This window comes from Mycobacterium lentiflavum, from assembly GCF_022374895.2.
Classification (GTDB): Bacteria; Actinomycetota; Actinomycetes; order Mycobacteriales; family Mycobacteriaceae; genus Mycobacterium; species Mycobacterium lentiflavum.
This window is the reverse complement of sequence record NZ_CP092423.2, coordinates 4,209,770-4,235,511: the sequence shown is the minus strand read 5'-3', so window position 1 is coordinate 4,235,511 and position 25,742 is coordinate 4,209,770. Positions and strand designations below refer to the sequence as shown.

Sequence of the window (25,742 nt, the reverse complement as noted above, 5' to 3'; positions counted from 1 at the left end):
TAACTCGCTCTCAGGCCACCGACGTGGCCAGCGCGGTGTCGATGGTCGGATGGAGGGGCAATACGCCGCCGAGATTGCACGCCTGGATGACGCGCGCAACGCCGGGGTCGCAGCTGACCAGCCGTAATGCGAGGCCGCGAGCCCGGCATCGTTCGGATTCGGCGGCCAGGACGGCGAACGCGCAGCACCCCATGAAATCAAGGCCGCTGATGTCGACGATGAAGGGGCCCGGTGCCGTGGCCACCGCGGCCGCCTCCTCGACCAGCCCCCGCCAGGTGTGCTCGTTGGAGGCGTCGACCTCGCCGCCGGCGCGGATGATCACCACCGCGCCGCTGCGCTGGGTTGCCGCCCGTAGCGTGCTGTGCGGATCGCCCAGTTCGGAAACCAGCCGGGGGCTTAGCGTCACTCTGGTCACTGATGATTCGACCGGAGCCAGATTCATCGTGCGCTCCTTACCCGGAGTGAAGATTCTTTTCTATAGCAAGGTCGAAGGCCGCGTCTATAGTCCCGCTTTTGACGGGACACAAAAAAGTGCCCACCTCCGAGCGACAACGTGGACGGGATGTCGCTCGGAGGCGGGCGCTGCGTGTGGTTACGGGATCAGGCCCCGATCAGGCGTTGACGGGTTTCTTGGCCGGCTGGGAGACCTTCATCAGCTCCATCAGGTTGCCGCCCATGATCTTCGCCTTGTCCTCGTCGCTGAAGTCGGCGAGCTCGTCGACGAAAGTGATCGGGTCTTTCAGGCCCTCGGGGTGCGGCCAGTCCGATCCGAAGACCACCCGGTCGGTGCCGACCATGTTGACGATCTCGGCGAACCGGTCCTCCCAGAACGGGCTGACGTAGACGCACCGCTTGAACGTCTCGATCGGGTCCTCGGTGAACGCCTGCGGCATCTTCTTGTAGACGCCCTTGAGGCCTCGGAACAGCGTCGGCACCCAGTCGGCGCCGTTCTCGATGGACAGGATCCGCAGGTCGGGGTTGCGCGAAAGGGCGCCGTGGCAGATCAGGGCACCGAACGCGTCCTCGATCGGACGGTGGCCCATCGCCAGGCTACGGAAGGCGGTCGGCTTGAACGGCAGGAACTCGTCGCCGGGCTCCCAGATGTTGAGCAGCTCGGAGTAGCCGCTGTCGGAGGCGTGCATCGAGACCGGGATCTCGGCACGCACGCAGGCCTGCCAGAACGGATCGAATTCCTCCAGACCGAATGACCGGCTGCCGCGATAGCCGGGCACCGGCGCCGGGCGGACCAGAACGGTGCGGGCGCCGCGCTCCAGGCACCATTCCAGCTCTTCGAGCGCGCGGTCGACGATCGGCAGGGTGATGACCGGAGTGGCGAAGATGCGGTCCTTGTAGTTGAACGACCACTGCTCGTGCATCCACTCGTTGAGCGCGTGGATGACGTCGTGGGTCATCTCCGGGTCGTCTTTCATGCGTTCTTCGACCAGGCTGGCCAGCGTCGGGAACATCAGCGCGTAGTCGATACCCAGCTCGTCCATCACCTCGAGGCGCGCGCCGGGCTCGCGGAACGCGGGGATGGCCTTCATCGGTTCGCCGAGGATCTCGCGGTAGCTCTTGCCCTGCGAGCCGTTGCGGAAGTAGTCCTCCTGGGCGCCCGGACGGGCCACCACCTCGAAGGTGGGGTTGGGGATGTAGTCACTGATGTGTCCGCGCACCACGATCTTGGTGCGACCGCGAACCTGCACGTAGTCGATGACGTTTTTGCGCTTCTCCGGCAGGAACTTGGTCAGCGCCTCCTGCGGCTCGTACATGTGGTTATCGGCGTCGAATACGGGGAAGGGAAGCTCGCGAGACGGCATAGCGATCTCCTTGAGGGCTGGATTCTCGTTGGGTGGTAATGACGTTACCACTCTTGCGCAATACCGTGTACCGGCGTTAGGTGTCCGCCCGCAGACCCTTGGGTGTCGCGCCGTTGATGATGGCGAAATTCACCGTCGCCGTCGCGGCCACCTCGTCGTCACCGTCGCCGTAGATGTCGACCTGCATGACCATCGCCCGCCGGCCGGCGCGCAGCATCCGGGGCACCGCGAACGCGGCGCCTTGGCGGATCGGGCGCAGGTAGCGGACGAACAGATCCGCGGTCGTCATGGTGGTGCCCGGCTCCAGAAAATCCAGCCCATACTGGCCGCCCGCGACGTCGACGAGGGTGGCGATCAGCCCACCCTGCAGCGCCCCAGAAGTGTTGACCACGTTCGGACTTACCGGCATTGTCATCGCGAATTCGCCGTTGCGGGAGCCCGCCCGCAGGCCGATTTGGGCGAACAGCTCGGCCAGGGTGGGCGGGCCGGTTTCGTCGTCGGTGTCGCGGATGCCGAGCGCGCGGCTGATGAAGTCGTACAGCTGGCCGGCGTCGACCGGGGTTCCGTTCAACTCGGTGCCCAGCCAATGCAACCGCTGCCCTCCCACCATCGCCTGCATGACGATGGCCGCCGACGCGCCGACATCGAGCCCCGGGTTGAACACCCCCTCGGTGATGCCTTGCCCGACGATGTCGCGAATCAGTTGGTGTAAGGGGGATAGCACGCGCGCGTATTCGCGGGGACGGGTTTCCGCCAGATGTTGGTTATACAGGCCCAACGCCCGGTTGAGGCTGTCCTGCGTGCTCGATTCCGGTTGCTGGCTAATGCGGTCGAGCAACAGCTTCAGCGCGGATGTGCTGTCCAGCCCGTCGGTCTCGGCACGCCAGGTCTGAACCGATTGCGAAATGGTCCTGTCGAAAAGCGCGAGCAGCAGCTCGTCCTTGCTGCTGAAATGCTGGTAGAAGGCCCGTAGCGAGGTCTTGGAGCGGGCGACGATCTCCTGGACGGTGAAGTCGGTGCGCCCGGTCTCACGCAGGATCTCCACGGCCGTCTTGATGAAGCGGTCGCCGCGCGTCACCTCGGCTTCATCGCTGGGGGCGGTCATGTGCGCTAGGTCCCCTTCCGTCGCGCATGCGTGCGCGTCGAGAATGAGGTTACCGCGCGGGCCAGGGCGTCGTGAGGTGTCGGCCGCCGGGGTGCCCGGCCGCCGGGGGAGGGCGGACGCCTATTCGGGGGTTTCGGTCTCGATGTCGATCGTCTCGATCACGGTTGCGCCCTCGGTTTCGGGCTCGGGAGACCGCTTCTTCAGTTTGCTGGCGAGCAGCGCGACACCGCCGGCAGCGAGCAGAATGGGCCATTCGACGACGGCGATCAGGCCGACGGCCGCGGCGACGACGGCGGTCCGGGGGCGGATGTGGCCCTCCCGCATTCCGGCGCGAATGTCCCTCGTCGTAACAACGACGCCCTCGGCGACCGCGGTCCCGATCTGGCTAACTGTTGAAACCGTTTGGTCGGCAACCGAGTTCGCCGATTTCGTGGCTCGTTCGATGAGCGTCACTGTGACCTCCCAAGATTCGAATTGTTGCGCGCGTGGCCAATAATTTGTCGTCCGTTTGCTTTTCGGAAGCTCTAAGTCGCGCTCTTAGATCCTCTTAGTCCTTACGGTGTAGCACGCACGTACTACTTCGACGAGTCTGCTGCGTGAATCTGCAATGTCAAAGCTAACTATCGCGAGAGGGCGTAAAGCGCACTATGGTCATCGAGCCGATCGTCTCGGGGCTTCGAATGGTGGTCGCAGGCGGCGCAGCCGCGGCAGCTGAGTTGTTGGGCGGGGACCGTCCCCGCCGCCGCTGGTCCGGCAATGGCCGGGGGTGGATCGAGCTGCGTATGCCTGAGGGTGCCCGCTCGTCCGAGTACGAGACCGTCCTGCAGAGGACGATCGGCAGCACCATCGGTGTCGCACGCACCCAGGTGAACTGGCCGCTGTCGCGCCTGATCGTCGACATTGACGAAAATGGGCCTACCGTAGACGATTTGGCGCTGATGGTGGAGGCAATCGAGCGGGCCTTCACCGCCAAAGCCGATCGAAACATGCCGGCTGACGAGCCCCCACGGACTCCTGACCGGTTGCCGGTGATCGATATCCCCGGGGACGGCGCGGAGGTCGTCAACCGGATGAGCCTGCTGGGGGCCAAGGCCATCTCGCTCGGCGTGACCACGTTCTTGCAGGTGACGCGGATGCCGAGATTGCCGCGGGCCTTCGCCGCCGCGACCACTTTCGCCGAGGCGCAGCCCGACGTCCGACGGGTGTTCGAGCGGGCCCTCGGGCGCGGGCGCGCCGATGCACTGCTCGCGTTGGGCACCGCCGTCACCCAGTCGCTCGGCCACACCCCGTCGGTGATCGCCGCCGACATGTGCCTTCGTAGCCTGCGCCTCATTGAGGCGCTGTCGGCCGTGGAAGCCTGGAACGAGCACGAACCCCACCTGGCGCTCAGCGCGCAGTGTGACCCGCACCCGGAAACGTCACGGCCCCGCCCGGTGCCGGACACCTCGTCGGAGAACTACGCCCGTGCAGCAACCGCGGCGGGCCTTGCCGGCGCCATCGCCCTGACCGTCAGCGGCGGCGCGATGCTGGCCAGCGAGGCGGTCATCGTCGCCGCGCCGCGCGCCCTGAACTACGCCCGTGAGTCGTTCGCCACCACGTTCTGCGCCGGCCTGAACCGCTACCACCACACCCTGGTGATGCGACCCGACGCGATCCGCCGCCTCGACGGTGTCGATGTGCTGATCGTCGAGCCCGCGGTGCTGATCGGTGAGACCATGCGCGTCGCCGAGATCAGCGGCGTCGACGGCGAACTGCGCACGAAGGTATGGCAGTGCGCCCAAACGGATGTCAACGACGGCCTGCTCGGCCCGGGCGTGCACACCGGCTGCTCGTTGTCGCCCGCGCATCAGCTGCCCGAGCTGGAGGACCTCGAGGTCGTGGTGGCGCGCAACGCCGACCCGTACGCCGAACCGCTGATGGCCGCGGCGCGTGCCGCCGATCTCCGGCTCATCTCGGTTGATCAGGCCGATGCTGGCCATCTGCGCGGGACATTCGACGAACTGCTGCCGTTCGACAGCGACGACGTCGACCTCACCATCTTCGGGGCGGTCCGGCAATTGCAGGCCGACGGGAAGATCGTCGCCGTGATCGGGCGTGACCTTCGGCTTGCCTTCGCGGCCGCGGACCTCGCGCTGGGGGTTTGGCCCGCTGGGCGGGCGGCACCCGCGTGGACGGCCGACGTCCTGATCCCGAATCTGAAGGTTGCCTGCCGAATTATCGATGCGATCCCCGCGGCCAAATCGGCCGCGCGGCGAGGCGTCGAGTTGGCGGCCGCCGGAACGCTTCTGGGTTCGCTGACGCTGTTGCCCGGGGTTCGGGCAGCGGGCGTGCGCCCCAGCATCGCGGCGGCCGCCATCGCGCTCATCCCCGGATACGTGATCGGGCGGGGTGTGGCGATGCAGCCCGATCCGGCCGCCGCCTCTGACACCGAATGGCATGCGCTGGATGCCGACCAGGCGCAGGAACAGATTCGGGTGCTGTGGCCTGAACTCGCCGACTCCACCGGTCCCGTCGCTGCGGTGGCACAGCTGCCGAAGACCGGGATGCAGGCGCTGGCCGCCAGATTCGCGGACAGCGGTAGAGAAGTCGTGGACGCGATGTGGCACGAGATGCAGGATCCGCTCACCCCGATCCTTGCCACCGGTGCCATGGCGAGCGCGCTCGTCGGTTCGCCGATGGACGGTGTGCTCGTCGGGATCGTGCTCGTTGGTAGCGCCGCGATTGCCGCGGCGCAGCGCCTCAGCTCGGATCGTCAGCTGAACAGGATGCTCAGTGCCCAGACGCCGCCGGCGCGCATCGTTACCGGCGCCGACCAGTTCGAGTTGATACCCACCGAGCAATTGACGCCGGGAACCATCATCGAGGTCCGGTCCGGCGAGCTGGTCCCCGCCGATGCCCGGGTGCTGAGCGCGGTTGCGGTCGAGGTCGACGAATCGTCGCTGACCGGTGAGTCGTTGCCGGTGACCAAGCACCCCGCACCGACGCCGGGTCGTCCGCTGGCCGAACGCGCCTGCATGATCTATGAGGGCTCGACCGTACTCAGCGGCGTGTGTCGCGCGGTGGTCGTCGCGGTCGGCGACGCGACCGCGGCGGGCCGGGCCATGGCGCTGGCTCCGCGGCGGCGCGACGAGGTGGGGCTGCACGCGCAACTGGCCGCGGTCACCGCGAAAGTGCTGCCGTGGACCCTCACCGGTGGTGTGGGCGTGATCGCCACCGCATTGCTGCGAGGATCGGGCATCAAGGAGGCCGTTACCAGCGGGGTGTACTGCGCGGTTGCCGCGGTGCCGGAAGGCCTCCCGTTGGTGGCGACGTTGGCTCAGCGCGAGGCGGCCAGGCGATTGACCGAGCGCAACGTTCTGGTCCGCGCGCCGCGGTCGGTCGAGACGCTGGGTCGCGTCGAGGTGGTCTGCTTCGACAAGACCGGAACGCTCAGCGAAAACCGGTTGGTGGTAACGAATATCTCCGCACAGCCGGGTTTCGACGAGGACGTGATTCTCGAGCGAGCGGCGCTGGCGACCCCGGTGGCGCTGACCGAGCACGCTCCGCTGCAGGCGACGGACGCCGCGGTGGTAAACCGGGCCGGAAGCCAGCCGAAGCGCGACCGCGAATTGCCGTTCCGCGCCGGCCGGGCCTACGCGGCAGGACTGGACGGTGACACCCTGGCGGTCAAGGGTGGACCGGAAATCGTCCTCTCGGCATGCGTCGAGGGTCAAGACGACGACCTTCGCGAGGAGCTGTTGGCACACGTCCACGGGATGGCGACGCAGGGCCTTCGGGTGATCGCGGTCGCCGACAAGACGCTGACGGAGGATGAGCTCGAGGTCGCGCAGGAGAAGGGGCTGGAACCGTTGTGCCGCAGCGGACTTCGCCTGCTGGGCTTCCTCGGGATCACCGACACACCGCGGTCCGACGCCCGGGAGCTCCTGCTCGGGTTGGCTAAGCGGGACATCGGTGTGCGCGTGATCACCGGTGACCACCCGGCCACCGCCCGCGCCATCGCCCGCGAGATCGGGCTCGACGTCCCCGAGGACTGCATCATCACCGGGGCGCGCTGGGAGCGGTTGTCGATCGCCGAGCGGGCCGAGGTCGTCAAGACCAACGTGATCTATGCGCGTATGTCGCCCGAGCAGAAGGTCCAGATCGTCCAGCAGATCAGCAATTCCGGGATCGTGACCGCGATGGTGGGCGACGGCGCGAATGACGCCGCGGCCATCCGTGCAGCGGCCGTGGGCGTGGGTGTGTCCTCGCACGGCAGCGACCCGGCGCGCGGCGCCGCGGACGTGGTGCTGACCGAGGGTCGCGTCGGAAGCCTTCTCGAGGCGATCGAGGAGGGACACCGGCTGTGGCAGCAGGCGCAGGCCGCGGTTGGAATGTTGTTGGGCGGCAATGCCGGTGAAGTGGCTTTCAACATGTACGGGACGATGGTCCGGGGCATGGCGCCGCTGACCGCACGGCAGATCCTGCTGGTGAACATCCTGACCGACGTGTTCCCCACGACGGCCGTCGCGGTGAGCGCGGTGCGCAACATGCGACCGCCGTCGGAGCGCGGGATCAACATGGACGATCTGATGGAGACGGTCGCTATCCGGGGTGCCGCCACCACGATTGGAGCAAGCGCCTCGTGGAGCCTGGCCACCTTTACCCGCGCCGCCCCGCAGCGTGCGGCGACGGTCGGTCTGGTGGGCCTGGTCACCACGCAGCTCGGGCAGACGTTGCTGGATTCGCGCGATCCGCTCGTGGTCAGCACTGTCGCAGGCACTTTCGTTGCGATGGCCGCACTGATCACTACCCCGGGTCTGAGCCAACTCGTCGGTTGCGTGCCGCTGGGTCCGCTCGGGTGGATCGAAGGTGTGGCCCCGGCCGCGGCGCTGACCGTGCTCACGGCCGCCAAGCCGGACCTGTTGATCCGGATGGCGTCGATGATCGGGAAACGCGTCTCGAAGTACGGCGGGGAGGCCGACAACGTCTTGAACAACATGGTGGGCTCGCTCACGACGTGGGCCCAGGAGCTCCCGGGTATGGACAGCGGCAATGGCGCCAAGGGTGACCGGGCACCCCAACTGGAACTCACACCAGCCGGTTGACCGACGACACAACGAAGAGAGACTGACATGACCACGCTGGACGAAGACAAAAAGGACAACGACGCCGACGAAATCAACTCGGCTGCAACGGATTCCGACTCAGACAAGTTACATGACGAACTGCACGACGAGTTGCACGAAGAGCTGCACGACGAGCTGCATGATGAGCTCCACGACGAGTTGCACGAAGAGCTACAGGAAGAGCTGCAAGAAGAGCTCCGTTTCGGACCCAGTTTCGCGCAGCGGTGGGCGGCCTACGCCGAGGCGCACCCGAACTCCAAGCGTGCCCGGAGCCTGCGCACCCTGCGGGAGCTGGAGTCACGGGCGATCGACTTGCCAACCATCGGAAAGTTCCACCGGCCCGACAAGCACGATATCGTCTACGTCGCGGGACTGACTGCGCTGCTGGCATTTGGGGCCGTCGAGCTGCCGATCGCGCTCGTCGTACTGGGTGGCCATGTACTCGTCAAGCAGCACTCCAGCCGTTCGCTGGCGGCGGTCGGTGAAGTCATGGAAGACGTCTTCGGCCACCACATCTAAAAGGGCGGTGGCTCGCCGTCGGGCGGGCGACACTGTGAGATGAGTTGTGTTGCGGCCGAACTATTTTTGTCCCGGATTCGCCGGTTACGGCGTCGTTCGGCGGTGACGTAGTCGGCGCGGTTCTCGGCCCGGGTGCGCCGCCGGCGCGGCATCATGGCGTCGCGATCGGTGCAGGGGCCGGGCCGAATGTGCGCAGTTACCTCCGCGGTGGGTGCGCACAAGTCGGGAAACAGCAACGCGCTGCCCGGCGCGGTCACATAGGTGCGCCCGGATGGCGACGTCCAGATCACCGTGCCGTCGGAAAATTGTCGATCGCGCCACCCCCAGAAGGTTTTCATCAAATGATGTTGGCGGCAAAGGCATTTCAGGTTCGATGCGTGGGTGGCGCCGCCTTGCGCATGCGGGATGGTGTGGTCGAGATCGGTCTCGGTGGCCGGCTTCTCGCAGCCGGGGAACCGGCAGGTCAGATCGCGGCAGCGCACGAAATCGGCCAGTGCCCGCGACGGGACGTACCCGCGTTCGGGCGGTGCAGTTCCGGGATGCACCAGCGGCCGCAGCCTGGCCGACTCGGCCAATTGCGTAATCAGCTCGGCCGGGATCAGAGTGTCAGTGCCGATGACCGCGCCGGGTTCAGGCGCAGTGCCGTCGACGGTGGACTGGTTGGCGACGACGTGGATCACCACCGGACTGGGCGGCGCGGGTGACGCGGCGGACGGACATGTCGGTTGCCCGCATCGGCATTGCAGTCTTTCCGCACCGGCCGCCAACGCCGCCAAGGCATCGGCGCGGCGCTGCTTTACAGTGCGCGTATCTCCGTCACACACGCTGTGCACCAATGCATTTAACCGTGCATCCACCACGCGGGCGTCAGTGGTGACGAGTCGGCCGAACACCTCGGTCAAGCCGTTGCCGCCGTCCCAGAGGGAGAACTCGCGATCCGTCTGCTGCTCGCGAACGCGGCGCACCGCGTCGCGGTCCGCCCGCGCGACGACTCGATCCACCGCCGCGCTTAGTCGGCCGCGAGTCATCGACGGCCATCGTTGTACCCGCCTCGCGAGCTCCGCGTCGACTGCTGCCAGGACGTCGGAGTCGGCGATCAAGTCCGTGCGATACACGATCGTCTGGAACGTCGAATAGCTGATCTCTCCGGCGATCAACGCGGCGCCGATGCGGGGCAGCCGATTTCGCATGGCGCGTGAATAGTTGAGATAACTCGAGGCGAGCGCTTGACTGATATTCAGCGCCGCCGCGACCTCCGCCGAAATCGCGTCCCAGGTGTCACTCACCCAGGACTCCCGCTCCCCGCACTCGCGCAGCCGCAGCACGTCGAGTTCTCCGATCGCTTTAAGCCGCGCACCGGCCGCCCGGTTCTCCGCAAGCGACGCCGCGCAGATCCGATCGATCACGGCTGCGGCATCCTCGGAACTCTCGAACATAAGTTTGAATATACGAGTCGGGTCCGACAAACTTTGGTGGTGGTTGCTGATCGTTCCGGTAATCGGTGGGATCGCGGTCGCCGGGTTCATGATGATCGCCGGAAGTCGCGCCGACCATGCGGCGATCACCGTCGAGACAGCCGTCGCGCCGCGGGGCATATCCGAACTCAGCCCTCCCGGGCCTTGATCATCGCCGAGCGATTGACCTTCGTCGCTGCGGTCCGAGGTATCGCGTCGACGAACTCGACCGTCTTGGGCGCCTTGTAGGGCGCCAGCCGGTTTTTGGCGTACTCGATCACATGTTGCTCGGTGAGCTCCACGCCCTCGGCGGCCTGCACCACCGCGTGCACGCGGCGTCCCCACCGTTCGTCGGCCAGTCCGATGACCACGACGTCGGCGATGTCGGGGTGCCCCGCGAGCGCCGACTCGACCTCGGCGGGAAAGACGTTCGCCCCGCCGCTGACGATCATGTCGACCCGGCGGTCGACGATGTAGAGGAAGCCGTCCTCGTCCAAATGCCCGATGTCTCCGGCGGACCGGAATCCGTCGTCGGTCGACGGCAGCGGCGGCGCCCCACCCAGATAGCGGTAGCCCGCGCTCATCACCGAGCGCAGGTAGACCTCACCGTGTTCGCCGGGGCCCAGCGGGTTCTTGTCGGCATCCAGGATCCGGATCTCGGTGTCGCGGAAACCGCGACCGACGCTGCCGGGATGCGCCAGCCACTCGTCGCCGCGCAACGCGGTGAGGCCGAGATTCTCGGTCATGCCGTAGGCCGTCACGATCTGCTCGGGGCTGAGCAGATCGAACCAGGTGTGCAGCAGCGACGGTGGCATCACCGCGGCGCCCTGCAGGATGAACACGACGCTGGACAGGTCGCGCTGCCGAATGTCGGGCAGCGCCGCGATGCGCGCCAGCATCGTCGGCGTGGCCGTAAAGTTGGTGATCCGATAGCGCTCGATCGCATCGACAAACACTGCCGCATCGAACTTTTCGAGGATCACCAGATGGTCGCCGCTGAGCAGCATCAGGAAGGTCGCGAAGCCGTTGGTGTGATACATCGGCGCGGGCACCAGGATGGTCTGTGGCTTGGCCACCGGCGTCCAGTTGGACAGAAACGGTTCGCCGTGCTGCGGTATCCACAGCGACGGAGCCAAACTGAGGATCACCTTGGGTACGCCCGTCGACCCGCTGCTACAGATTCCGTTGGCGTGAGGGGAAACGGCCTCGGGCAGGGGACTGGTCGATTCCCCGGCGGCCCGGGCATCCAACTCCCATCGGGTGTCTTCGTCGACGACGACGGCGGGGTCGATCACCGCGCGCACCCGATCCCGCTCCCATTCGGGCAGATCCCAGTGCATGGGAATCGGGACCGCGCCGATTTTCCAACACCCCAGCGTGGCCAGCACCAGATGTTGTGAGTTTGGGATGGCAAGCGCGACAAGTGAACCCGTTTCGGCCCCGCGGGCGGCCAGGGCCCGCCCCCACTGGTTGGCGCGGGCGCCGAGCTCGCGAAAACTCAGCGTCTGGGCGGTGCCGTCCAGCGCGACAGTCGTCACCGCCGGCTGGTCACCCCGCTCCTCGGCGAGCTCGGCCAGTTTGGTGCCGAACGGGACTCCGTCTTCGAACGGGTTCGGCGTCACCCCGGCCGTGGCTGACTCCGTCGTCATATGGGCTCCGAAACCGGTTCGCTGAACAGGGTCTCCAGCGAGCCGTCGCGGACGTCGGCGATCAGGCGCAGCCCGAGCGCCTCGGCGCCCAGGGGAAGGCGGATCAGCGGCTGGGTGTGCCGGTCTAGCACGCTGACATCGGACTCGTCGCAGAAGCCCAGGGCGCCAAGCAGCTGGTGCGAGGTGCGCAGCACTTGCCGTGCCGTGTCGGTGGCCTTGAACCGCAGCACCAGCGCGTCGGCGGAATGCACCTGCACCGGCAGCGATTCGGGCCGGCAAATGGTGTACTTCGCCAATTCGTGCAGACCGCGTACCGCGACGGAGGCATCCGCGACGGCGAACCGGACGGCCTGGAAGTCCGCCAGCGGCTTGCCGAACTGGATGCGGGCCTGCACGTGGTCGGTGACGATCTGCAGCGAGCGCTGCATCGCTCCCAGAATCCGCCATGATCCCAGCACGAGATGAAGATTAACGTCGGCGGCCGGAACTGTCCCGTCGGCTGCGTTGATTGTGGCCGGCACCAGGAACGGCCCCAATTTGGCGCTGGTCCGCGACGCGATCTGCACCCGGTAGCGATTGCCGTCCAGGTCGGCGGCGATCCAGTCGCCGGGCAGGTCGCCGTGGTCGATGCGCGGCGCCTCGGGGTTGACCAGGGCCAGCCGGGCACCGTCGATCGCCAGCAGCTCCTCGACGAGGGGATAGGGCAGCGCGTGCGCGCCGGCGGTTTGGCACAGCACCGCCGCGGCCAACACGTCGTCGGGACCGGACCGCACGTCGAGTTCGAACGCGCCTAGCTCGCTCAGGGCACCGCGCGCCGCGTCCCGGACGCTGTCGTCTTGCTCGGCCCGCAGGGCGGCCGGTGGCCCGCCCAGCCGGTCGAACCGTTTGGCGGCGACCGCCGCGAAGTCGCTAATATCTTGTGGCAGTGTGGTTTTCACCGGCGTTCTCCGAGAGCGTCTCGTGCCACCAACATGCGCTGCACCTCGATGGTGCCCGATGCCACGGTGGCTGCTTGTGCGTAGCGCCAATGGTCTTCAATCGCCCCGTGCAGTGCCGACGACGCCCCGCTGTCCAGCGCGACCGGCCCGAGCACGTCGAACAGCAGCTCGGCGACCTGTTGATCGCAGGTGGTGGTCGCGATGCGAGCGGCGCTGGCCGCCGCCCCGGCCGATGGGTCGTCCTGCAGCGACACCGCGCGGTATGCCAGCAGCCGGGCCACTCGCAAGTCGACAAGTGCCCGGACCCACCGGGCCCGAAGTGATTCGGGCAGCCGGTCCCAGTCATCGCCGAGCTCGCGTTGCATGCGGTGCAGCAGCGACTCGCAGCGTGCGTAGCGTGCGATGCCGACGCGCTCGAACGCGAGCGCTTCGCGCATCACCCGCCAGCCGTCACCGGGCTCACCGAGCACGTCACCGGGATACGCCGGCACATCGTCGAGGAACATCTCATTGAGGTGATGCGGGCCCAACATCGACGGGATCGGCCGCACCGTCAAACCGGGCCGATCCATCGGTATCAGAAAAAGGGTGAGCCGCTTGTGCTTTGGCGCGTCGGGGTCGGTGCAGGTCGCCAGTACGCACCACGACGCCATCTGAGCGTACGACGTCCACACCTTCTGGCCGGTGATGCGCCACCCGTCGCCGTCGGGCACGGCGCGGGTACGCAACGAGACCAGGTCGGATCCGGCCTCCGGTTCGGAAAAGCCCTGGCACCAAATCACATCGCCGGAGGCGATGGCCGCCAGGTGTTTGGTCTTCTGCTCTTCGGTGCCATAGCGCATCAGTGCCGGGCCGACCCAGTTGATGCCCATGTATTGCGGACCGCGGGGCTCGTGCTGGGCCCACATCTCTTCGCGTAGCACGGTCTGCTGCCAGACCGAACCACCCCCGCCGCCATGCTCTTTCGGCCAGGCCAGCGCCAACAGCCCCTCGACGGCCAGCAGCTTGCAGAACGTCTCGGTAGTGGCGAGGTCCGCCGGATCCTCCGTACAGGCCCCGAGGAAGTCGGGTGGCACGTGGTGAGCGATCAACTCCCGCAGGCGGTGTCGCAGTTCGACGGCGTCGTCGCCGAGGTCGTAATCCATCATTATCCCTTCGGCAGCCCGAGCAGTCGCTCGGCGATGATGTTGCGCTGCACCTCCGACGTTCCGCCGTAGATGGTGGCGGCGAGCGCGTCCTGGCGCTCGAACAACAGATCCGGATCGCTGGCCGAGCTCGGTCCTTCGCCGGCGGCTGCGAGCTCCCAAACCCGTTGCAAGGTAACCGATCCGAGCAGCTTCATAATGTCGGCTTCGGGGCTGTTCCGGCCGGCCAGTTCGTTGCCCAGCGCTCGGTATCCGGTGGCCCGCAGTGCTTCGGCGTCGGCAAGCAGCGACCCGAGTTCGGCGCACAGATCCTGGCGTTCCTCGCCGGCACCGCCGTGACGTGCCCCGCGCACCGCGTTGAGTCCGCGCTTGATTTCGACCCAGTTCATGATCCAGATCATCTGGCGTTCGTGGTGCAGCGACGACAGCGCGACGTTCCAGCCCCCGTTGAGCGGGCCCAGCAGATTCTCCAATGGGATCTCGACGTCGTCGAGGAAGACTTCGCAGAACGTCTCATCGGAGATCGACGACATTCGGATGGGTTCGATGCGCACGCCGGGGGAGTGCAGGTCGAGGATCAGGCACGAGATGCCACGGTGTTTGGGCGCGTTCGGGTCCGTGCGGGCATAGAGCGTGCACCACCGTGATTCGTGGGCCTGTGTGGTCCAAATCTTGTGACCGTTGACCCGGAAGACGTCTGTGTCCTGCTCGGCGCGGGTGCGCAGTCCGGCGAAATCCGATCCGGCTTCCGGTTCGGACATGCCGAGCGCCCACCACTCGTCGCCGCGCAGCAGCGGCACCAGCAGGCGCTCGATCTGGGCGGGCGTGCCGAACTGGCGGATGCCGGGTGCGGCGACGCCCGGCCCTTGAACGTTGGGCAGCTTGGGCGCCGACCGCAAGGCGCCCTCGATGCGTATCTCCATCGCGTCGCGCAGGCCCAACGATCGGCCGCCATGCTCGCGCGGCCAGGTCGGCTGGATCCACCCGGCCTCGAACGCGGCCCGCTGATGGTCGCGGCGCAGCGGGATGTCCCAGCGATACCGTCGGTAGTTCTCGTAGTAGTCGGCGGGCAGGAATGCGGCCAACCAGTCGACGTACTCGGCGACCACTTCGGATGGAGTCGTCATGCCGCACCGCCGGCGACGAAGCGGCAGCCCACCTCGTGGTAGAGCGCGCGACTGTCGCCCAACTGCGCCGCACCCTGCCAGGCATGCCGGACATAGAGGTGGGCGTCGTGCTCCCAGGTCTGCCCCAGCGCGCCGTGCACCTGGACGGCGGTGCGGGCACAGGTGGCCGCGGCGTCGCCGGCCGCCGCCTTGGCCAATGCCGCGGCAGTCCAGGCGTCCGCGGGTGCGGTGTTCGCATCGGCGAGGCCGGCTGCGGCCGCGTAGGTGAGGCTGCGGGCGCGCTCGACGGCGACATAGTTGTCGGCCAGCGCGTGCTTGATTCCCTGAAACGACCCGATCGGGGCTCCGAACTGACGGCGCGACTTCGCGTGCTCGACGGACAGGTGCAAGGCGGCGCCGGCGGTGCCGACCAGATCGGCGGCGACGGCCACCATCGGTGCGGTCAGCGCCGACTCGAGGTCGACGGGCGCGAAGGCGACGGGTTCGGCCTCGATTTCGACGTCGGCGACCGGGTGCGCGGGGTCGGTGGATTCGCCCGCGGTGATCGTCACGCCGTCGCCGGTGCGCACCACCACGGCGACATAACCGTCGAGCGATTTGGCCAGCGTGACGATCAGCTCTGCCCGACCCGCGTCGGGGACCGCGACCGCCCGGCCGCGCACCCGTCCGTCGCGCAAGGTCAGCGGCCCGGGCAGCCGAGATCCCTTGGCGTGCACCGCAAGGGTGGCAACGACGCCGCCGGCGATATCGGCGAGCATCTTGTCCAGACCACCGGCCCGCAAGACACCCGCGGCCAAACCTACGCTGCTGAGCAACGGAATTGGGGCCAACGCGGCACCGCACTCCTCGAGAACAACTGCCTGCTCGACGGGCCCGAAGTCACCGCCTGCCGGTGCGGCGAGTTCGGTCCAACCCAAGTCGACTACGGTCTTCCACAGAGCGCGCCAGCGCTCCGGGTCCGTCAGGGCCTGCCGCGTGACACCGGGAGGACATTCGGTACGCAAAATGTCGCGCACGGTGTCGCGCAGCGACAGCTGATCCGAAGTCAGTCCGACATCCATAAGACCCCTAACATAATAAAGATAGTAAACTAGCCGCGCTGTTGCAATCGGCACGAGCATAGGTGGCGCATGGTCGAGTGGTATCTGTTCCTGCCGCAGGTGCGGTTGTCGGTGGGCGACATCACGGAACGAGCGCGGGCTGCCGAAGCCAGTGGCTTCGACGGAATGGCGTTCATCGATCACCTCGAGGCGCCCGGGTTGCCCGGCGAAAGCATTTGGGAGGCAATGGCCGTCGCTACCTGGGTGGCGGCCAAGACGGAGCGGCTGCGGATCGGACATCTGGTGCTGTGCGACGCTTTTCGGCATCCCGCCGTGCTCGCCAAACAAGCCGTCACGCTGTCGGACGCATCGGGCGGCAGGTTCGATCTGGGCCTGGGTTCGGGGTCCTGGCCCGCCGAGTTCACCAGATTCGATGTCGGTCAGCAGGATCCGGTTGCCCGCGTTGCGCAGCTTGGCCGTCATCTGGCGCTGATCAGACAGTACTGGGGCGATGAAACCAAGGGGGCGGCCGGCGACGACGCAGCGGTTCAATTGCCCAGGCGCAACCATCCGATACCGCTGGTTCTGGGTGGCAGCGGGCGTCGGATGATGGAACTTGTTCGCAATCACGCGGATTGGTGGAACCTGCAGGCCGACCACATCGACCGGTTGTCCAAGCTGGCCCCGTCGGCGGGCAGCGCCCGCATCTCGGTGCAGCAGATGATCGGGTTCGCCCACTCTGGCGCCGACCCCGAGACCGTGCGCGAGGTCAGCACCCGGCGCTTCGGCGCGCTCGGGGCGGGTCTGGTGTGCGGTGACGCGGGCGAGCTGACCCAGCATTTCGCGGGCCTGGCCGCCCAGGGAGTCGAGCGCTTCTATGTGTGGTTCGCTGATTTCGCGAAGCCGGAGTCGCTGCACGAGTTCGGCGAAACAGTGATCAAGCCGTTCCCTGACGCCGGCGGCGCGCTTCGTTAGGAACGACCGGCGGGCGAGCGTACGGACCTCGCTGCACCGCGGACAGCCGGATCTCCGGCAGATCGACGGACGGGTCCACGGTGTCCAGCCAGGCGACCGCTTCGGCGACATCGGAGATCTGAATCGCGAACATCTCGAAGGGAACGTCGGCCAGCATCTCGGTTTCCACCGGGCCCGGCGTGACGATGTGCACGGCGATGCCGTCGCGGTCGACTTCGAGCGCCAGGGCACGGGCGAACGCGTTCATGCCGGCTTTCGACGCGGAGTAGGCGGTGCGGGCCATCATCGGCTCGTGTGCGGCCGACGACGAGATGAATACGAATCGGGATCCGGCGCGCATCCGCGGCAGCACCGCGGCGGTCACCACGAAGCACGAATCCAGGTTGGCCGAGATGATGGTCTGCCACTGCTCGAAAGTCTGCTTGCGCGCATATGTTCCGCCGAGCGCGCCGGCGGCGTGAACGACAAGGTCGATCGTTTCCAAAGTGCTCATCGCAGCGGCGAATCCGTCCGGATCGGATGCGTCGGCCACGATGTGACGGGCCCCGATCTCCTCGGCGGCCGCGCGTAACGGATCCTCGCGGCGAGCCACCAGGACCACGTCGTAACCGAGTTCGGCGAGCTTGCGCCCGCAGCCCTTTCCGATCCCGCCGCTGCCGCCGGTGACCAACGCGGTTCGCATACCGATGGGTGGCTTCCTCAGGACTGCCGGAGATCGCGCGGGCGTGCCCCTGAACGAGAATGAGCCTGCGGCGAAAGGGCATAGATCCGTTGGCTGGGCCGGCCGGCCAGCACATAGGTCTGCGTGTCGGCGAGGTGACGTCCCGCGATGCGCCGTGCCCGGTCGACGTCGCCCTCGGCAATGGTCTCGGCGAGCTTGACGTGGGTGTTGAGGACCGCACGCCGCTGGGTCAGCGAGGGATAGGTGCCGCGCGCCGCGCTCTCGTCGGCCCATTGACGCTCGTGGCTGCTCCACAGCGTCTCCAGGCTGCCGACGACCGCGATGATGGTGTGGTTTCCGCAGCCCTGCACGATGAGATCGTGGAACTGGCGGCCGATTTCGGTGAACAGTCGCCCGTCGTCGAGATGTTCGGCCATCGAATCGTTGACCTGCTTGAGTTCTGGCACCAGGGTGTCCGCCCGGTCCGGCCGCTGAGCCGCGAGCGCGGCGCACGCGGGCTCGAGTTCCTGCAACGCCATGCCCAGGTCTTCGACCTGAACGGCCTCGCTCTGCAGCAACAGCCCGAGCATGTAGGCCGCGCTGGTCTTGGCCGGTGCGTGCACGACGGCGCCGCCACGGTTACCGCGGCGCACCGACACCAAACCCTCGGTTTCTAGAATGCGCAATGCTTCGCGCAGCGAGACCAGGCTGACGTTGAACTGTTCGACCAGTACTTCCTGGCGCGGCAGGAGATCGCCGTCGGCAAGCTCGCCGTCGATGATCTGCCGGCGCAGTTCGTCGGCTACGATTTCGGCGATCCTCGGCGCCGACAACCGGCGACGTGCATCGGGCCCGATTCCCAGGGTGGTCATCCAATCCTCGCAGGAGCAGCGGGAAGAGCGGCGAGCGCGCACTCAGCTGGCTTAGCTATTTTAGCAGTAATGATATAAATAGCATCTCTGATCGCGTGTCGATCGGAAGGACGGATGCAATTGAGCCAGGGGTCTGACGACCGTCCGACACCGCTGCACGAGCTGCGGGTGGTCGAGATCAGCGACCGGATAGCTGGCAGCTACTGCGGCAAGTTGCTGGTCGACGCCGGGGCGCGGGTGCGCAAAATCGAACCGCCGCAAGGCGATTGGCTGCGGGGTTATTCGGCGTCAGGTTCGTCGGTGCCCGACGGCCAGGCGTCGCCGTTCTACAGCTACCTCAACGCCGGCAAGCAGAGCATGACCTTTGCGCCCGGCTCGCAGCGTCTGCGGGCCGAATTGGCGGGCGCCGACGTGATCATCCTCACCGCCGGCCGGTCCCGCGCCGCAGCGCTGGGTATCGATCCGCGCCGGCTGCTCACAGACGCGCCGCAGGCGGTCGTCGTCACGATCTCCGACTTCGGCTGGACCGGACCATATGCCGACCGTGCCGCCAGCGAGTTCACCCTGCAGGCCTGGGCCGGCTCGCCGGGTTTCCGCGGCGATCCGGCCGGGCCCCCGATCTCGATCGGCGGCGACCTGGGCGAGTACATGGGCGGCGTGTTCGCCGCGTTTGGCGCGCTGGCCGTGCGTCGTCGCGTCGAGCACGGCGGTCCCGGTGAGCACCTCGACCTCTCGATGCTCGAGGCGATGACGTTGATGCAGAGCAGCGAATGGCTGCATTCACAGTTGTTGCGGGTGCCGCCGATCAGCCGTACCACCGAAGTCCCGTCGATCGAGCCGGCCAAGGATGGCTACGTCGGGATCACCATGGTGACCGGTCAGCAATGGCTCGACTTCCTGGCGATGGTCGAGTGCCCGGCGCTTGAAGAGATTGAGCAGCTGCGTTTTCAGATCGGCCGGTGGGCTTATCGCGACCTGATCCGCGAGCAGATCGGCCCGTGGCTGGCCGAACGCACCGTCGCGGAGATCGTCGAGCTCGGCCAACTGTTCCGACTGCCGATCGCGGCACTGGGTAACGGTGCCACGATCCGGGAAACGGAATACGCCACCGAACGCGGGGTATTCCGGCGCAACCCCGCGGGCTTTCATCAGCCCCGCCCGCCGTGGCTGATGTCGGCGTGCGCGGCGGCCCCGGTGGGCGAGACCGCCGCTGCGGGTGCCGACAACGACGAATCGCCCTGGCACACAAGGAGACCCGAAGTCGGGGCGGCATCGCGGACCCGTCCGCTGGAAGGTGTGCGCATCGTCGACCTGACCGCGTTCTGGGCCGGGCCGGCGGCAACCCACCTGCTGGCTGCGTTCGGCGCGGAGGTGATCAAGCTCGAGTCGATCCAGCGTCCCGACGGCATTCGGTACTCCGGCGGAATGCGCAAGGACGTGGACGACTGGTGGGAGTACGGCTGGGTGTTCCACGCGATGAACACCAACAAGCGTTCGGTCACATTGGATTTGGGCTCCGAAGAGGGGCGGCGGCTGTTCAAGAAACTGGCGGCCGGCGCCGACGTCGTGATCGAGAACTTCTCACCGCGCGTGATGGACCAATTCGGCCTGACCGCCGACGTGCTGCTCGAGGTCAATCCCAAACTCGTCGTCGCCCGGATGCCCGCGTTCGGGCTGGACGGCCCGTGGCGCGACCGGGTCGGATTTGCCCCCACGATGGAACAGCTCGCCGGGCTGGCCTGGGTGACCGGCCTGCCCGATGGCCCGCCGGTGGCCCCGCGCGGCGCCTGCGACCCGCTGGCCGGGGTGCACGCCGCCTTCGCCGTGCTGGCCGCGCTGAGCTTCACCGAACGCACCGGAACGGGTCAGCAGCTGGAGCTGCCGATGCTCGAGACGGTGCTCAACGCCGCCGCGATACAGGCGATCGAATACGAAGTTTATGGAAAAACGCTGAGCCGCAATGGAAATCGTGGTTTCGGGGGGTCGATTCAGAACCTCTACCGGTGCACGGGAGACGACGAATGGATAGCGGTCACCGTGCGCGACGACCTGCAGTGGGCCGCGCTCGTCGATGTGATGGGGCGCCCGGCCTGGTGTGACGAGGGTCTGGGCACCACCGCCGGGCGACGCGAGCACGCCGACGACATCGACGACCGGCTGCGGCAGTGGTTCGCCGGGCAGCCTCTGGAGTCGACGGTGGAGCGGCTGGCGAGCGCGGGTGTGCCTGCGGCGCCGGTGGTCTCGCCGTCGCTGGTGACCGAGAATCCCCAACTGCACGACCGGGGGTTTTTCGAAGAGCTGCGGCATTCGAGCATCGGGTCAGCCCTGTATCCATGCCCGCCGTTCGCCTCGCTTACCGGACAGGATCGGTGGCTGCTTCGCCCACCGCCGCTACTAGGCGAGCACAATGGAGAAGTACTGCGCGATCGGTGCGGGCTGACCGACGAAGATCTGGCGAACCTCGCTGCCGGCGGGGTGATCGGAACCCGCCCGAAGGGCCTATAAGGAGGCAACTGATGCGCGTGACCGTCGACGAGACCTTGTGCGAGGCCAACGGCTTTTGTGAATCGCTCGCCCAGGATATCTTCGAACTGGGCGACGAGGACGTGGTGCAGATTGCGGACGCACCGGTGCCGCCCGATCGCGAGATCGATGTGCGCGCCGCCGTAGAGCAGTGCCCCAAGGCCGCACTGCGCTTGCAGGACTGAATCGCCGGAGGACCGGCTGGTTGAGCGGGCCGTCGGCCGCGGTGAACGATTCGGTGTCGCGGTGCCGGCGGACCGCTTGCCGGTGCTTGGTCGCGACCCAGAATCGGCGCTTGACCGTGTCGGCGACACCCGGTGTCAGGTCGTGCCGGAAAAGGGTCTGGTGTGCCGCGAATCGGCGAACAACGCGTCGGGAAAACCGTTACGCCACAAGGCGAAATCGGATAGGTCCACTGCGCCGGCAGTCATGCGCAACCCCGCTCGCTCTGCTGCCTAGCGGCGACCGGCTGGAGCCGCGTTGACGTTCAATGCTTAAAATAGTAAAAATAGACTTGAATCGTCGAAACGCGGTGAGGTAACAGCGGCCCCAAATGCGCCTGGCCGCGTGGGAAACGGAGTTCTCGTGACGCAAACGATTTCAGAGCAAGACCCGTCGGAACGCGAGTTCGGGCAGTCCGGCATTGCGTTGTCCACCTATCGATTCCCGACCGGGTGGTTCATCGTCGCCTTCGCCAGCGACGTCAAGCCCGGCGACGTCAAGCGCCTGCACTACTTCGGTGAGGAGCTGGTGTTGTTCCGCACCGCCTCCGGCAAGGTCAATGTGCTGGACGCCTACTGCCAGCACCTCGGCGCCAACATGGGCGTCGGCGGCACCGTCGACAACGAGAACATCGTCTGCCCGTGGCACGGCTGGCAATGGCGCGGCGACGGCAGCAACGCGCTGATCCCTTACAGCAAGATCGGCTGCAAGAACAACGTCCGCATCCGGACCTACCCGACCATGGAGTGGTATGGCTTCATCCTGGTCTGGCACGAACGCCACGGCCGGGCGCCCTACTGGCAGCCGCCGGCGCTGCCCGAATTGGAGACCGGCGAGTACTACCCGCTGCACCCGCACAGCCGGATGCTCAACCGGGTCAAGGTGCACGCGCAGATGATCATCGAGAATGCGGCCGACCCGTATCACGTGCAGTACGTGCACAAGGCCGCCAACCCCGCCAACACGGCCTCGTTCGAGGTGGCGGGCTATCACCTGCACGCCACTGTCAACGCGCACTTTGGTGGGGGCCGGGCCAAGACGTGGCTGACCCCCAACGGGCCGGTCGACGCCAAGATCATCTACGACAACTACTCGTTGGGGCTGGGGCTGGTCCGCTTCCCGAGTGACCTGGTGGCCACCATCGAGGTCACCGGTCAGACGCCGGTCGACGAGGACTACACCGACTACTTCTATACCCAGGCTTCCGTCCGCGAGCCCGGCGACACCGGCGACAAGCCCACCGGCCGGGCGGCGAAATTCCTCGCGCTGCAACAAGAAGTCATCAAACAGGACTTCTTCACCTGGGAGAACATGAAGTACTTGGAGAAGCCGAACCTGGCTCCCGAGGAGGCACGCGACTATGCGGCGCTGCGGCGCTGGGCGCACCGCTTCTATCCGGACGCCGAGCCGTCGCCGAACGACTTCGGGTACACCGCCGGCGGCGAGCCCGACCCGGCGGCCGCGAAAGCCTAAGCGATGCATTCGGTTCGGAGTAAGCCCCCGGGCCCCTCCGATTTCGGCGTGGATCGTTTCAGCGTTCCGGACGTGTTGGATCGCCGGGCCGATCAGTACCCCGATCGGGTGATGATGTCGATCGCCGGGACCGAGGTGACGTTCGAGCAAATGCGGCAGCGCTCCTGCGCGGCGGCGAACATGCTCGGCGAATTAGGGGTGGGCCGCGGCGACGGGGTGGCGTTGTTCACCGGAACCTGCCCGGAATGGGTGTACTTCTGGCTGGGCGCGGCCCGCATCGGCGCGGTGAGCGCGGCGGTCAACGCCGCGAACAAGGGAGACTTCCTGCTGCATACCTTGCAGTTGGCGCGGCCCAAGGTGATTCTCACCGACGCCGAGCGGCTTGCGCGCGTCGACGAAGTTGTGGACCGGCTGGACACGGTGACCGGCACTGTGGTGCAAGACGATTCACTTCGTGCGGCCCTGAACGCCGGGGCTGCCCGCTGTGCGGACAACCCGGCGCAGGAGGGGGAGCAAGAGGGGCAGGTGGGGGCGTTGTTCTATACGTCGGGCACCACCGGTCCGTCGAAAGCCGTTGCCACGAGCTGGAATTACTTGTTCTCGGTGGCCGCGACCGTTGCGTCGGCCTGGGAGTTGCAGGCGGGGGAGGCGTTGTGGACGGCGATGCCGTTGTTCCACTTGAGTGCCGCGCCCAGCGTTCTGGCTCCGATGCTGGTGGGCGCGACGACTGTGTTGGCACAGTCGTTCCATCCCGGTCAGGTGTGGAATGACATCCGCACCCACGACGCGGTCGGCTTTGCCGGGGCGGGCGCGATGGTGTCGATGCTGTACAACCAGCCCCCCGATCCGAGCGATGCGGAGCTGCCGCTGCGGTTCATCTCCGCCGCGCCGATCGACGCCGGCTGCTACCACGACATCGAAAAGCGTTACGGCTGCCGCATTGTCACGATGTACGGGATGACCGAGGCTTTCCCGATCGCGGTCAAGGGCGTGGCCGACGAGGGGGTGCCCGGGACATCGGGCCGGCCCAATCCCAACTTCGACGTGCGCGTCGTCGACGACGACGGCAACCCGCTGCCCGCCGGCGCCGTGGGCGAGATCGCTTGCCGGCCGCGGCACCCGCACGTGATGAGCGAGGGCTATGTCGGCCAGGACGCCCGGGTGGACCCGCACCCGGAATGGTTTCGCACCGGTGATCTCGGCCGACTCGACGCCGATCAGAACCTGACGTATGTGGACCGGATCAAGGATTCGCTGCGCAGGCGCGGCGAGAACATCTCCTCGGTCGAAGTGGAACGGGTCGTGCTGGGTCATCCCGCGGTGGCTGAGGCCGCAGCGATCGGGGTGCCCAGCGAATTGGGCGAGGACGACATCCTGCTCGTGGTCGCGCCGCATGCGGACGCGGCGCTGGATTGCGCCGCGTTGCTCGACTTCTGCGCCGACCGGATGCCCTACTTCTGCGTGCCGCGGTACGTCGACCAGGTCAACGAACTCCCGAAGAACGTCATCGGACGGGTACGTAAAGATTTATTGCGAGCCAAAGGTTTAAGTTCGGGGGTCTGGGATCGAGAAGAATACGGATATATTGTTAAGCGGTAAGTAAAGTCGATGTTACGTAGTACGTTTCTTTTTTCCTTCGGGGAGAGGCTGGCGAGTAGAAATGACGTTGTCCTACCAGCAGGAACAGTTCCTGCACGCTGCGACCGGCCGCGATGCGATCTTGAATCTGAACGCCCGGCACAATCGCGCATACTCTGACGGCGACCGCGATAGCTGGATCGCGACGTTTCGTCATTCCGGTGCCAGCTTCGTCCGTGACGGCGAACTGTTTGCCGACCTGCGTCTGGCCTTCGACGGGGGCGAGGGGCAACGGTGGGTGACCATCGATCACGAGATCGCGGTCGACGGTGTCCACGCGATGCAGCGTTGTGTCGCGGTGCTGTTCTCGGCCGCCTTCGGCGACACCACGCTGCGCGCCACCGGGACATACCGCGATGAGCTGATCTACGAGCGCGGCGGCTGGTACTACACGTCGCGCAATCTCTCCTGGGATGTGGTGCCGAGCCGGCATCCTCTTGTCATGTAAGCGGCACCGATACGTGGATTCGGATCTCAGCTACCAATTAGCCTTCGGCACATACGAAGACGCGCTGCGGATGGTCGGCGCGGCCAGCGAACCGCGGACCGCGGTGAACCCGGTCGGCGGCGCGCGTATTCAGTTGTATGCCTCGATGATTCACGACGGCAATCGGTCGTACTGGGACCCGGAATTCGCCCGGCAGCGGTGGGGCGGCCTGCTCGCCCCGCCGGGTCTGCTGATGGGATGGCTGATACCCCCGCCATGGGAGCCCGGCGGCCGGCGGCCGGCCGCGTCGCTGATCTTGCGAGTGCCGTTGCCGGGCACCACATTCATCAATGCCGCCAACGACGTCGAGTTCACCGAACCCATCATCGAGGGTGACGTGCTCACCAGCGTCGAGGAACTGGTCTCGGTGTCACCGGAGAAGCGGACCCGGCTGGGTGTCGGCCATTTCATCGAGACGCTGGAGACCTATCGCCGTCAGGACGCAACGGTCGTCGCCCGATCGCGAAACACGTTGTTCCGCTTCACCCCGGCAGCGTCGGCATGAACCTTGCCGAATTGGATTGGAACGAGATCACCGTTCCCGTCGAGTTGCCGGAGGTGATCGACGAAATCAGCTACCAGCGGGTGGTCGAGAACGCCGGTGCGACCTGGGACTACTTCCCGGGCCACTTCGATCCCGTCTACGCCGAAAGTCAGGGTAACCCAACGATTTACCTCAACACCATGCATCTCGCCGGGTTCGCCGATCGCGTCGCGACCGATTGGGCCGGGCCGAGCAGCCGGGTGGTGCGGCGTTCGCTGCGGCTGGCCGGTTCGATCTACGCGGGTGACACGATGATCGGCCGGGGCCGGGCGGTGGCCAAGCGGCTAGACACTTCGGTGGACCCACCGCGCCGGCTGCTCGACCTCACGATCGAAGTGACCAACCAACACGGCGTCCTGTGCTGCCCGGTCGAGCTCACGTTGCAGATGCCGCAACGTGGTTGATGACGCAGCCGAACTGCATCTGGCCGTGTGTCGACGGTTCGGCG

Annotated in this window: 21 protein-coding genes and 3 pseudogenes; 10 read left to right on the top strand and 14 right to left on the bottom strand. The window is 66.8% G+C overall.

Features of this window, described 5'->3' with window-relative positions; translation table 11 throughout:
* Window positions 1-10: 10 nt before the first annotated feature.
* The 4 genes from MJO58_RS19630 to MJO58_RS19615 all read right to left on the bottom strand — a co-directional run bounded on the left by MJO58_RS19630 (window position 11) and on the right by MJO58_RS19615 (window position 3,375).
* Window positions 11-442, bottom strand: a complete 432-nt coding sequence (locus MJO58_RS19630; protein WP_239720655.1) for an anti-sigma factor antagonist — start codon at window positions 440-442, stop codon at window positions 11-13.
* A gap of 169 nt (window positions 443-611) precedes the next feature.
* Window positions 612-1,817: an amidohydrolase family protein gene (locus MJO58_RS19625; RefSeq protein ID WP_090604841.1), complete on the bottom strand. Its 1,206-nt coding sequence runs from the start codon at window positions 1,815-1,817 to the stop codon at window positions 612-614.
* Window positions 1,818-1,893: 76 nt separating this feature from the next.
* Window positions 1,894-2,922 carry a hotdog fold thioesterase gene (locus MJO58_RS19620; protein WP_090604837.1) on the bottom strand — a complete coding sequence of 343 codons (1,029 nt, stop codon included), beginning with the start codon at window positions 2,920-2,922 and terminating at the stop codon, window positions 1,894-1,896.
* Between the two features lie 120 nt (window positions 2,923-3,042).
* Entirely contained in the window at window positions 3,043-3,375 is a 333-nt protein-coding gene (locus tag MJO58_RS19615; RefSeq protein ID WP_090604834.1) for a hypothetical protein, read from the bottom strand.
* 194 nt (window positions 3,376-3,569) lie between these two features.
* On the opposite strand from MJO58_RS19615, the gene MJO58_RS19610 reads away from it, so the two are divergent.
* Window positions 3,570-8,006 (top strand): cation-translocating P-type ATPase, encoded by a 4,437-nt coding sequence (locus MJO58_RS19610; protein ID WP_239720652.1) that lies wholly within the window; start codon window positions 3,570-3,572, stop codon window positions 8,004-8,006.
* Between the two features lie 27 nt (window positions 8,007-8,033).
* Entirely contained in the window at window positions 8,034-8,546 is a 513-nt protein-coding gene (locus tag MJO58_RS19605) for a hypothetical protein (RefSeq protein ID WP_239720651.1), read from the top strand.
* On the opposite strand, the gene MJO58_RS19600 is transcribed toward MJO58_RS19605, so the two are convergent.
* From MJO58_RS19600 to MJO58_RS19575, 7 genes and pseudogenes are all read right to left on the bottom strand, one after another.
* Complete coding sequence (locus MJO58_RS19600) at window positions 8,543-9,982, bottom strand: HNH endonuclease signature motif containing protein (RefSeq protein ID WP_239720648.1); 1,440 nt, start codon at window positions 9,980-9,982, stop codon at window positions 8,543-8,545. The genes MJO58_RS19605 and MJO58_RS19600 overlap by 4 nt on opposite strands.
* Before the next feature lie 167 nt (window positions 9,983-10,149).
* Complete coding sequence (locus MJO58_RS19595) at window positions 10,150-11,649, bottom strand: class I adenylate-forming enzyme family protein (RefSeq protein WP_239720645.1); 1,500 nt, start codon at window positions 11,647-11,649, stop codon at window positions 10,150-10,152.
* The gene (locus MJO58_RS19590; protein WP_239720643.1) at window positions 11,646-12,587 is read right to left on the bottom strand and encodes an acyl-CoA dehydrogenase family protein; all 942 of its coding nucleotides are present in this window, start codon (window positions 12,585-12,587) and stop codon (window positions 11,646-11,648) included. Before MJO58_RS19590 ends, MJO58_RS19595 begins: the two co-directional genes overlap by 4 nt.
* Window positions 12,584-13,732, bottom strand: a complete 1,149-nt coding sequence (locus MJO58_RS19585) for an acyl-CoA dehydrogenase family protein (RefSeq protein ID WP_090604818.1) — start codon at window positions 13,730-13,732, stop codon at window positions 12,584-12,586. Before MJO58_RS19585 ends, MJO58_RS19590 begins: the two co-directional genes overlap by 4 nt.
* Window positions 13,733-13,734: 2 nt before the next feature.
* Window positions 13,735-14,169 (bottom strand): annotated as a pseudogene (locus MJO58_RS28975) (acyl-CoA dehydrogenase family protein); the annotation flags it as partial.
* 57 nt (window positions 14,170-14,226) lie between these two features.
* A pseudogene (locus tag MJO58_RS28970) lies at window positions 14,227-14,859 on the bottom strand (acyl-CoA dehydrogenase family protein); the annotation flags it as partial.
* The gene (locus MJO58_RS19575; RefSeq protein ID WP_239720636.1) at window positions 14,856-15,920 is read right to left on the bottom strand and encodes an acyl-CoA dehydrogenase family protein; all 1,065 of its coding nucleotides are present in this window, start codon (window positions 15,918-15,920) and stop codon (window positions 14,856-14,858) included. The pseudogene MJO58_RS28970 and the gene MJO58_RS19575, both read right to left, overlap by 4 nt.
* A gap of 69 nt (window positions 15,921-15,989) precedes the next feature.
* On the opposite strand from MJO58_RS19575, the gene MJO58_RS19570 reads away from it, so the two are divergent.
* On the top strand, window positions 15,990-16,874 hold the full coding sequence (locus MJO58_RS19570) for an LLM class flavin-dependent oxidoreductase (RefSeq protein ID WP_090604809.1): 885 nt from the start codon (window positions 15,990-15,992) through the stop codon (window positions 16,872-16,874).
* Here MJO58_RS19570 and MJO58_RS19565 read toward each other — a convergent pair.
* Both MJO58_RS19565 and MJO58_RS19560 read right to left on the bottom strand, forming a co-directional pair.
* Window positions 16,837-17,556, bottom strand: coding sequence for an SDR family oxidoreductase (locus tag MJO58_RS19565; RefSeq protein WP_239720634.1), 720 nt, complete (start codon window positions 17,554-17,556; stop codon window positions 16,837-16,839). The two genes, MJO58_RS19570 and MJO58_RS19565, sit on opposite strands and share 38 nt — an antisense overlap.
* A gap of 17 nt (window positions 17,557-17,573) precedes the next feature.
* On the bottom strand, window positions 17,574-18,407 hold the full coding sequence (locus MJO58_RS19560; RefSeq protein WP_239720631.1) for a FadR/GntR family transcriptional regulator: 834 nt from the start codon (window positions 18,405-18,407) through the stop codon (window positions 17,574-17,576).
* A gap of 114 nt (window positions 18,408-18,521) precedes the next feature.
* Between MJO58_RS19560 and MJO58_RS19555 the strand changes: the two genes are divergently transcribed.
* Together MJO58_RS19555 and MJO58_RS19550 are read left to right on the top strand one after the other, a co-directional pair.
* The gene (locus MJO58_RS19555) at window positions 18,522-20,912 is read left to right on the top strand and encodes a CaiB/BaiF CoA-transferase family protein (protein WP_239720629.1); all 2,391 of its coding nucleotides are present in this window, start codon (window positions 18,522-18,524) and stop codon (window positions 20,910-20,912) included.
* Window positions 20,913-20,923: 11 nt separating this feature from the next.
* Entirely contained in the window at window positions 20,924-21,115 is a 192-nt protein-coding gene (locus MJO58_RS19550; protein WP_239720626.1) for a ferredoxin, read from the top strand.
* A 10-nt stretch (window positions 21,116-21,125) separates the two neighbouring features.
* Here MJO58_RS19550 and MJO58_RS19545 read toward each other — a convergent pair.
* Window positions 21,126-21,361 (bottom strand): annotated as a pseudogene (locus MJO58_RS19545) (cytochrome P450); the annotation flags it as partial.
* A 154-nt stretch (window positions 21,362-21,515) separates the two neighbouring features.
* Here MJO58_RS19545 and MJO58_RS19540 point away from each other — a divergent pair.
* From MJO58_RS19540 to MJO58_RS19520, 5 genes are all read left to right on the top strand, one after another.
* A complete protein-coding gene (locus tag MJO58_RS19540) occupies window positions 21,516-22,625 on the top strand; it encodes a Rieske 2Fe-2S domain-containing protein (protein WP_090604793.1) in 1,110 nt (369 codons plus the stop codon).
* Window positions 22,626-22,628: 3 nt separating this feature from the next.
* Window positions 22,629-24,224: an AMP-binding protein gene (locus tag MJO58_RS19535; RefSeq protein WP_239720624.1), complete on the top strand. Its 1,596-nt coding sequence runs from the start codon at window positions 22,629-22,631 to the stop codon at window positions 24,222-24,224.
* Between the two features lie 61 nt (window positions 24,225-24,285).
* On the top strand, window positions 24,286-24,711 hold the full coding sequence (locus MJO58_RS19530; RefSeq protein ID WP_239720622.1) for a nuclear transport factor 2 family protein: 426 nt from the start codon (window positions 24,286-24,288) through the stop codon (window positions 24,709-24,711).
* 70 nt (window positions 24,712-24,781) lie between these two features.
* Complete coding sequence (locus tag MJO58_RS19525; RefSeq protein WP_239723356.1) at window positions 24,782-25,255, top strand: FAS1-like dehydratase domain-containing protein; 474 nt, start codon at window positions 24,782-24,784, stop codon at window positions 25,253-25,255.
* Window positions 25,252-25,698: a MaoC family dehydratase gene (locus tag MJO58_RS19520; protein ID WP_090604784.1), complete on the top strand. Its 447-nt coding sequence runs from the start codon at window positions 25,252-25,254 to the stop codon at window positions 25,696-25,698. The genes MJO58_RS19525 and MJO58_RS19520 overlap by 4 nt, the downstream gene beginning before the upstream one ends.
* Window positions 25,699-25,742 lie beyond the last annotated feature (44 nt).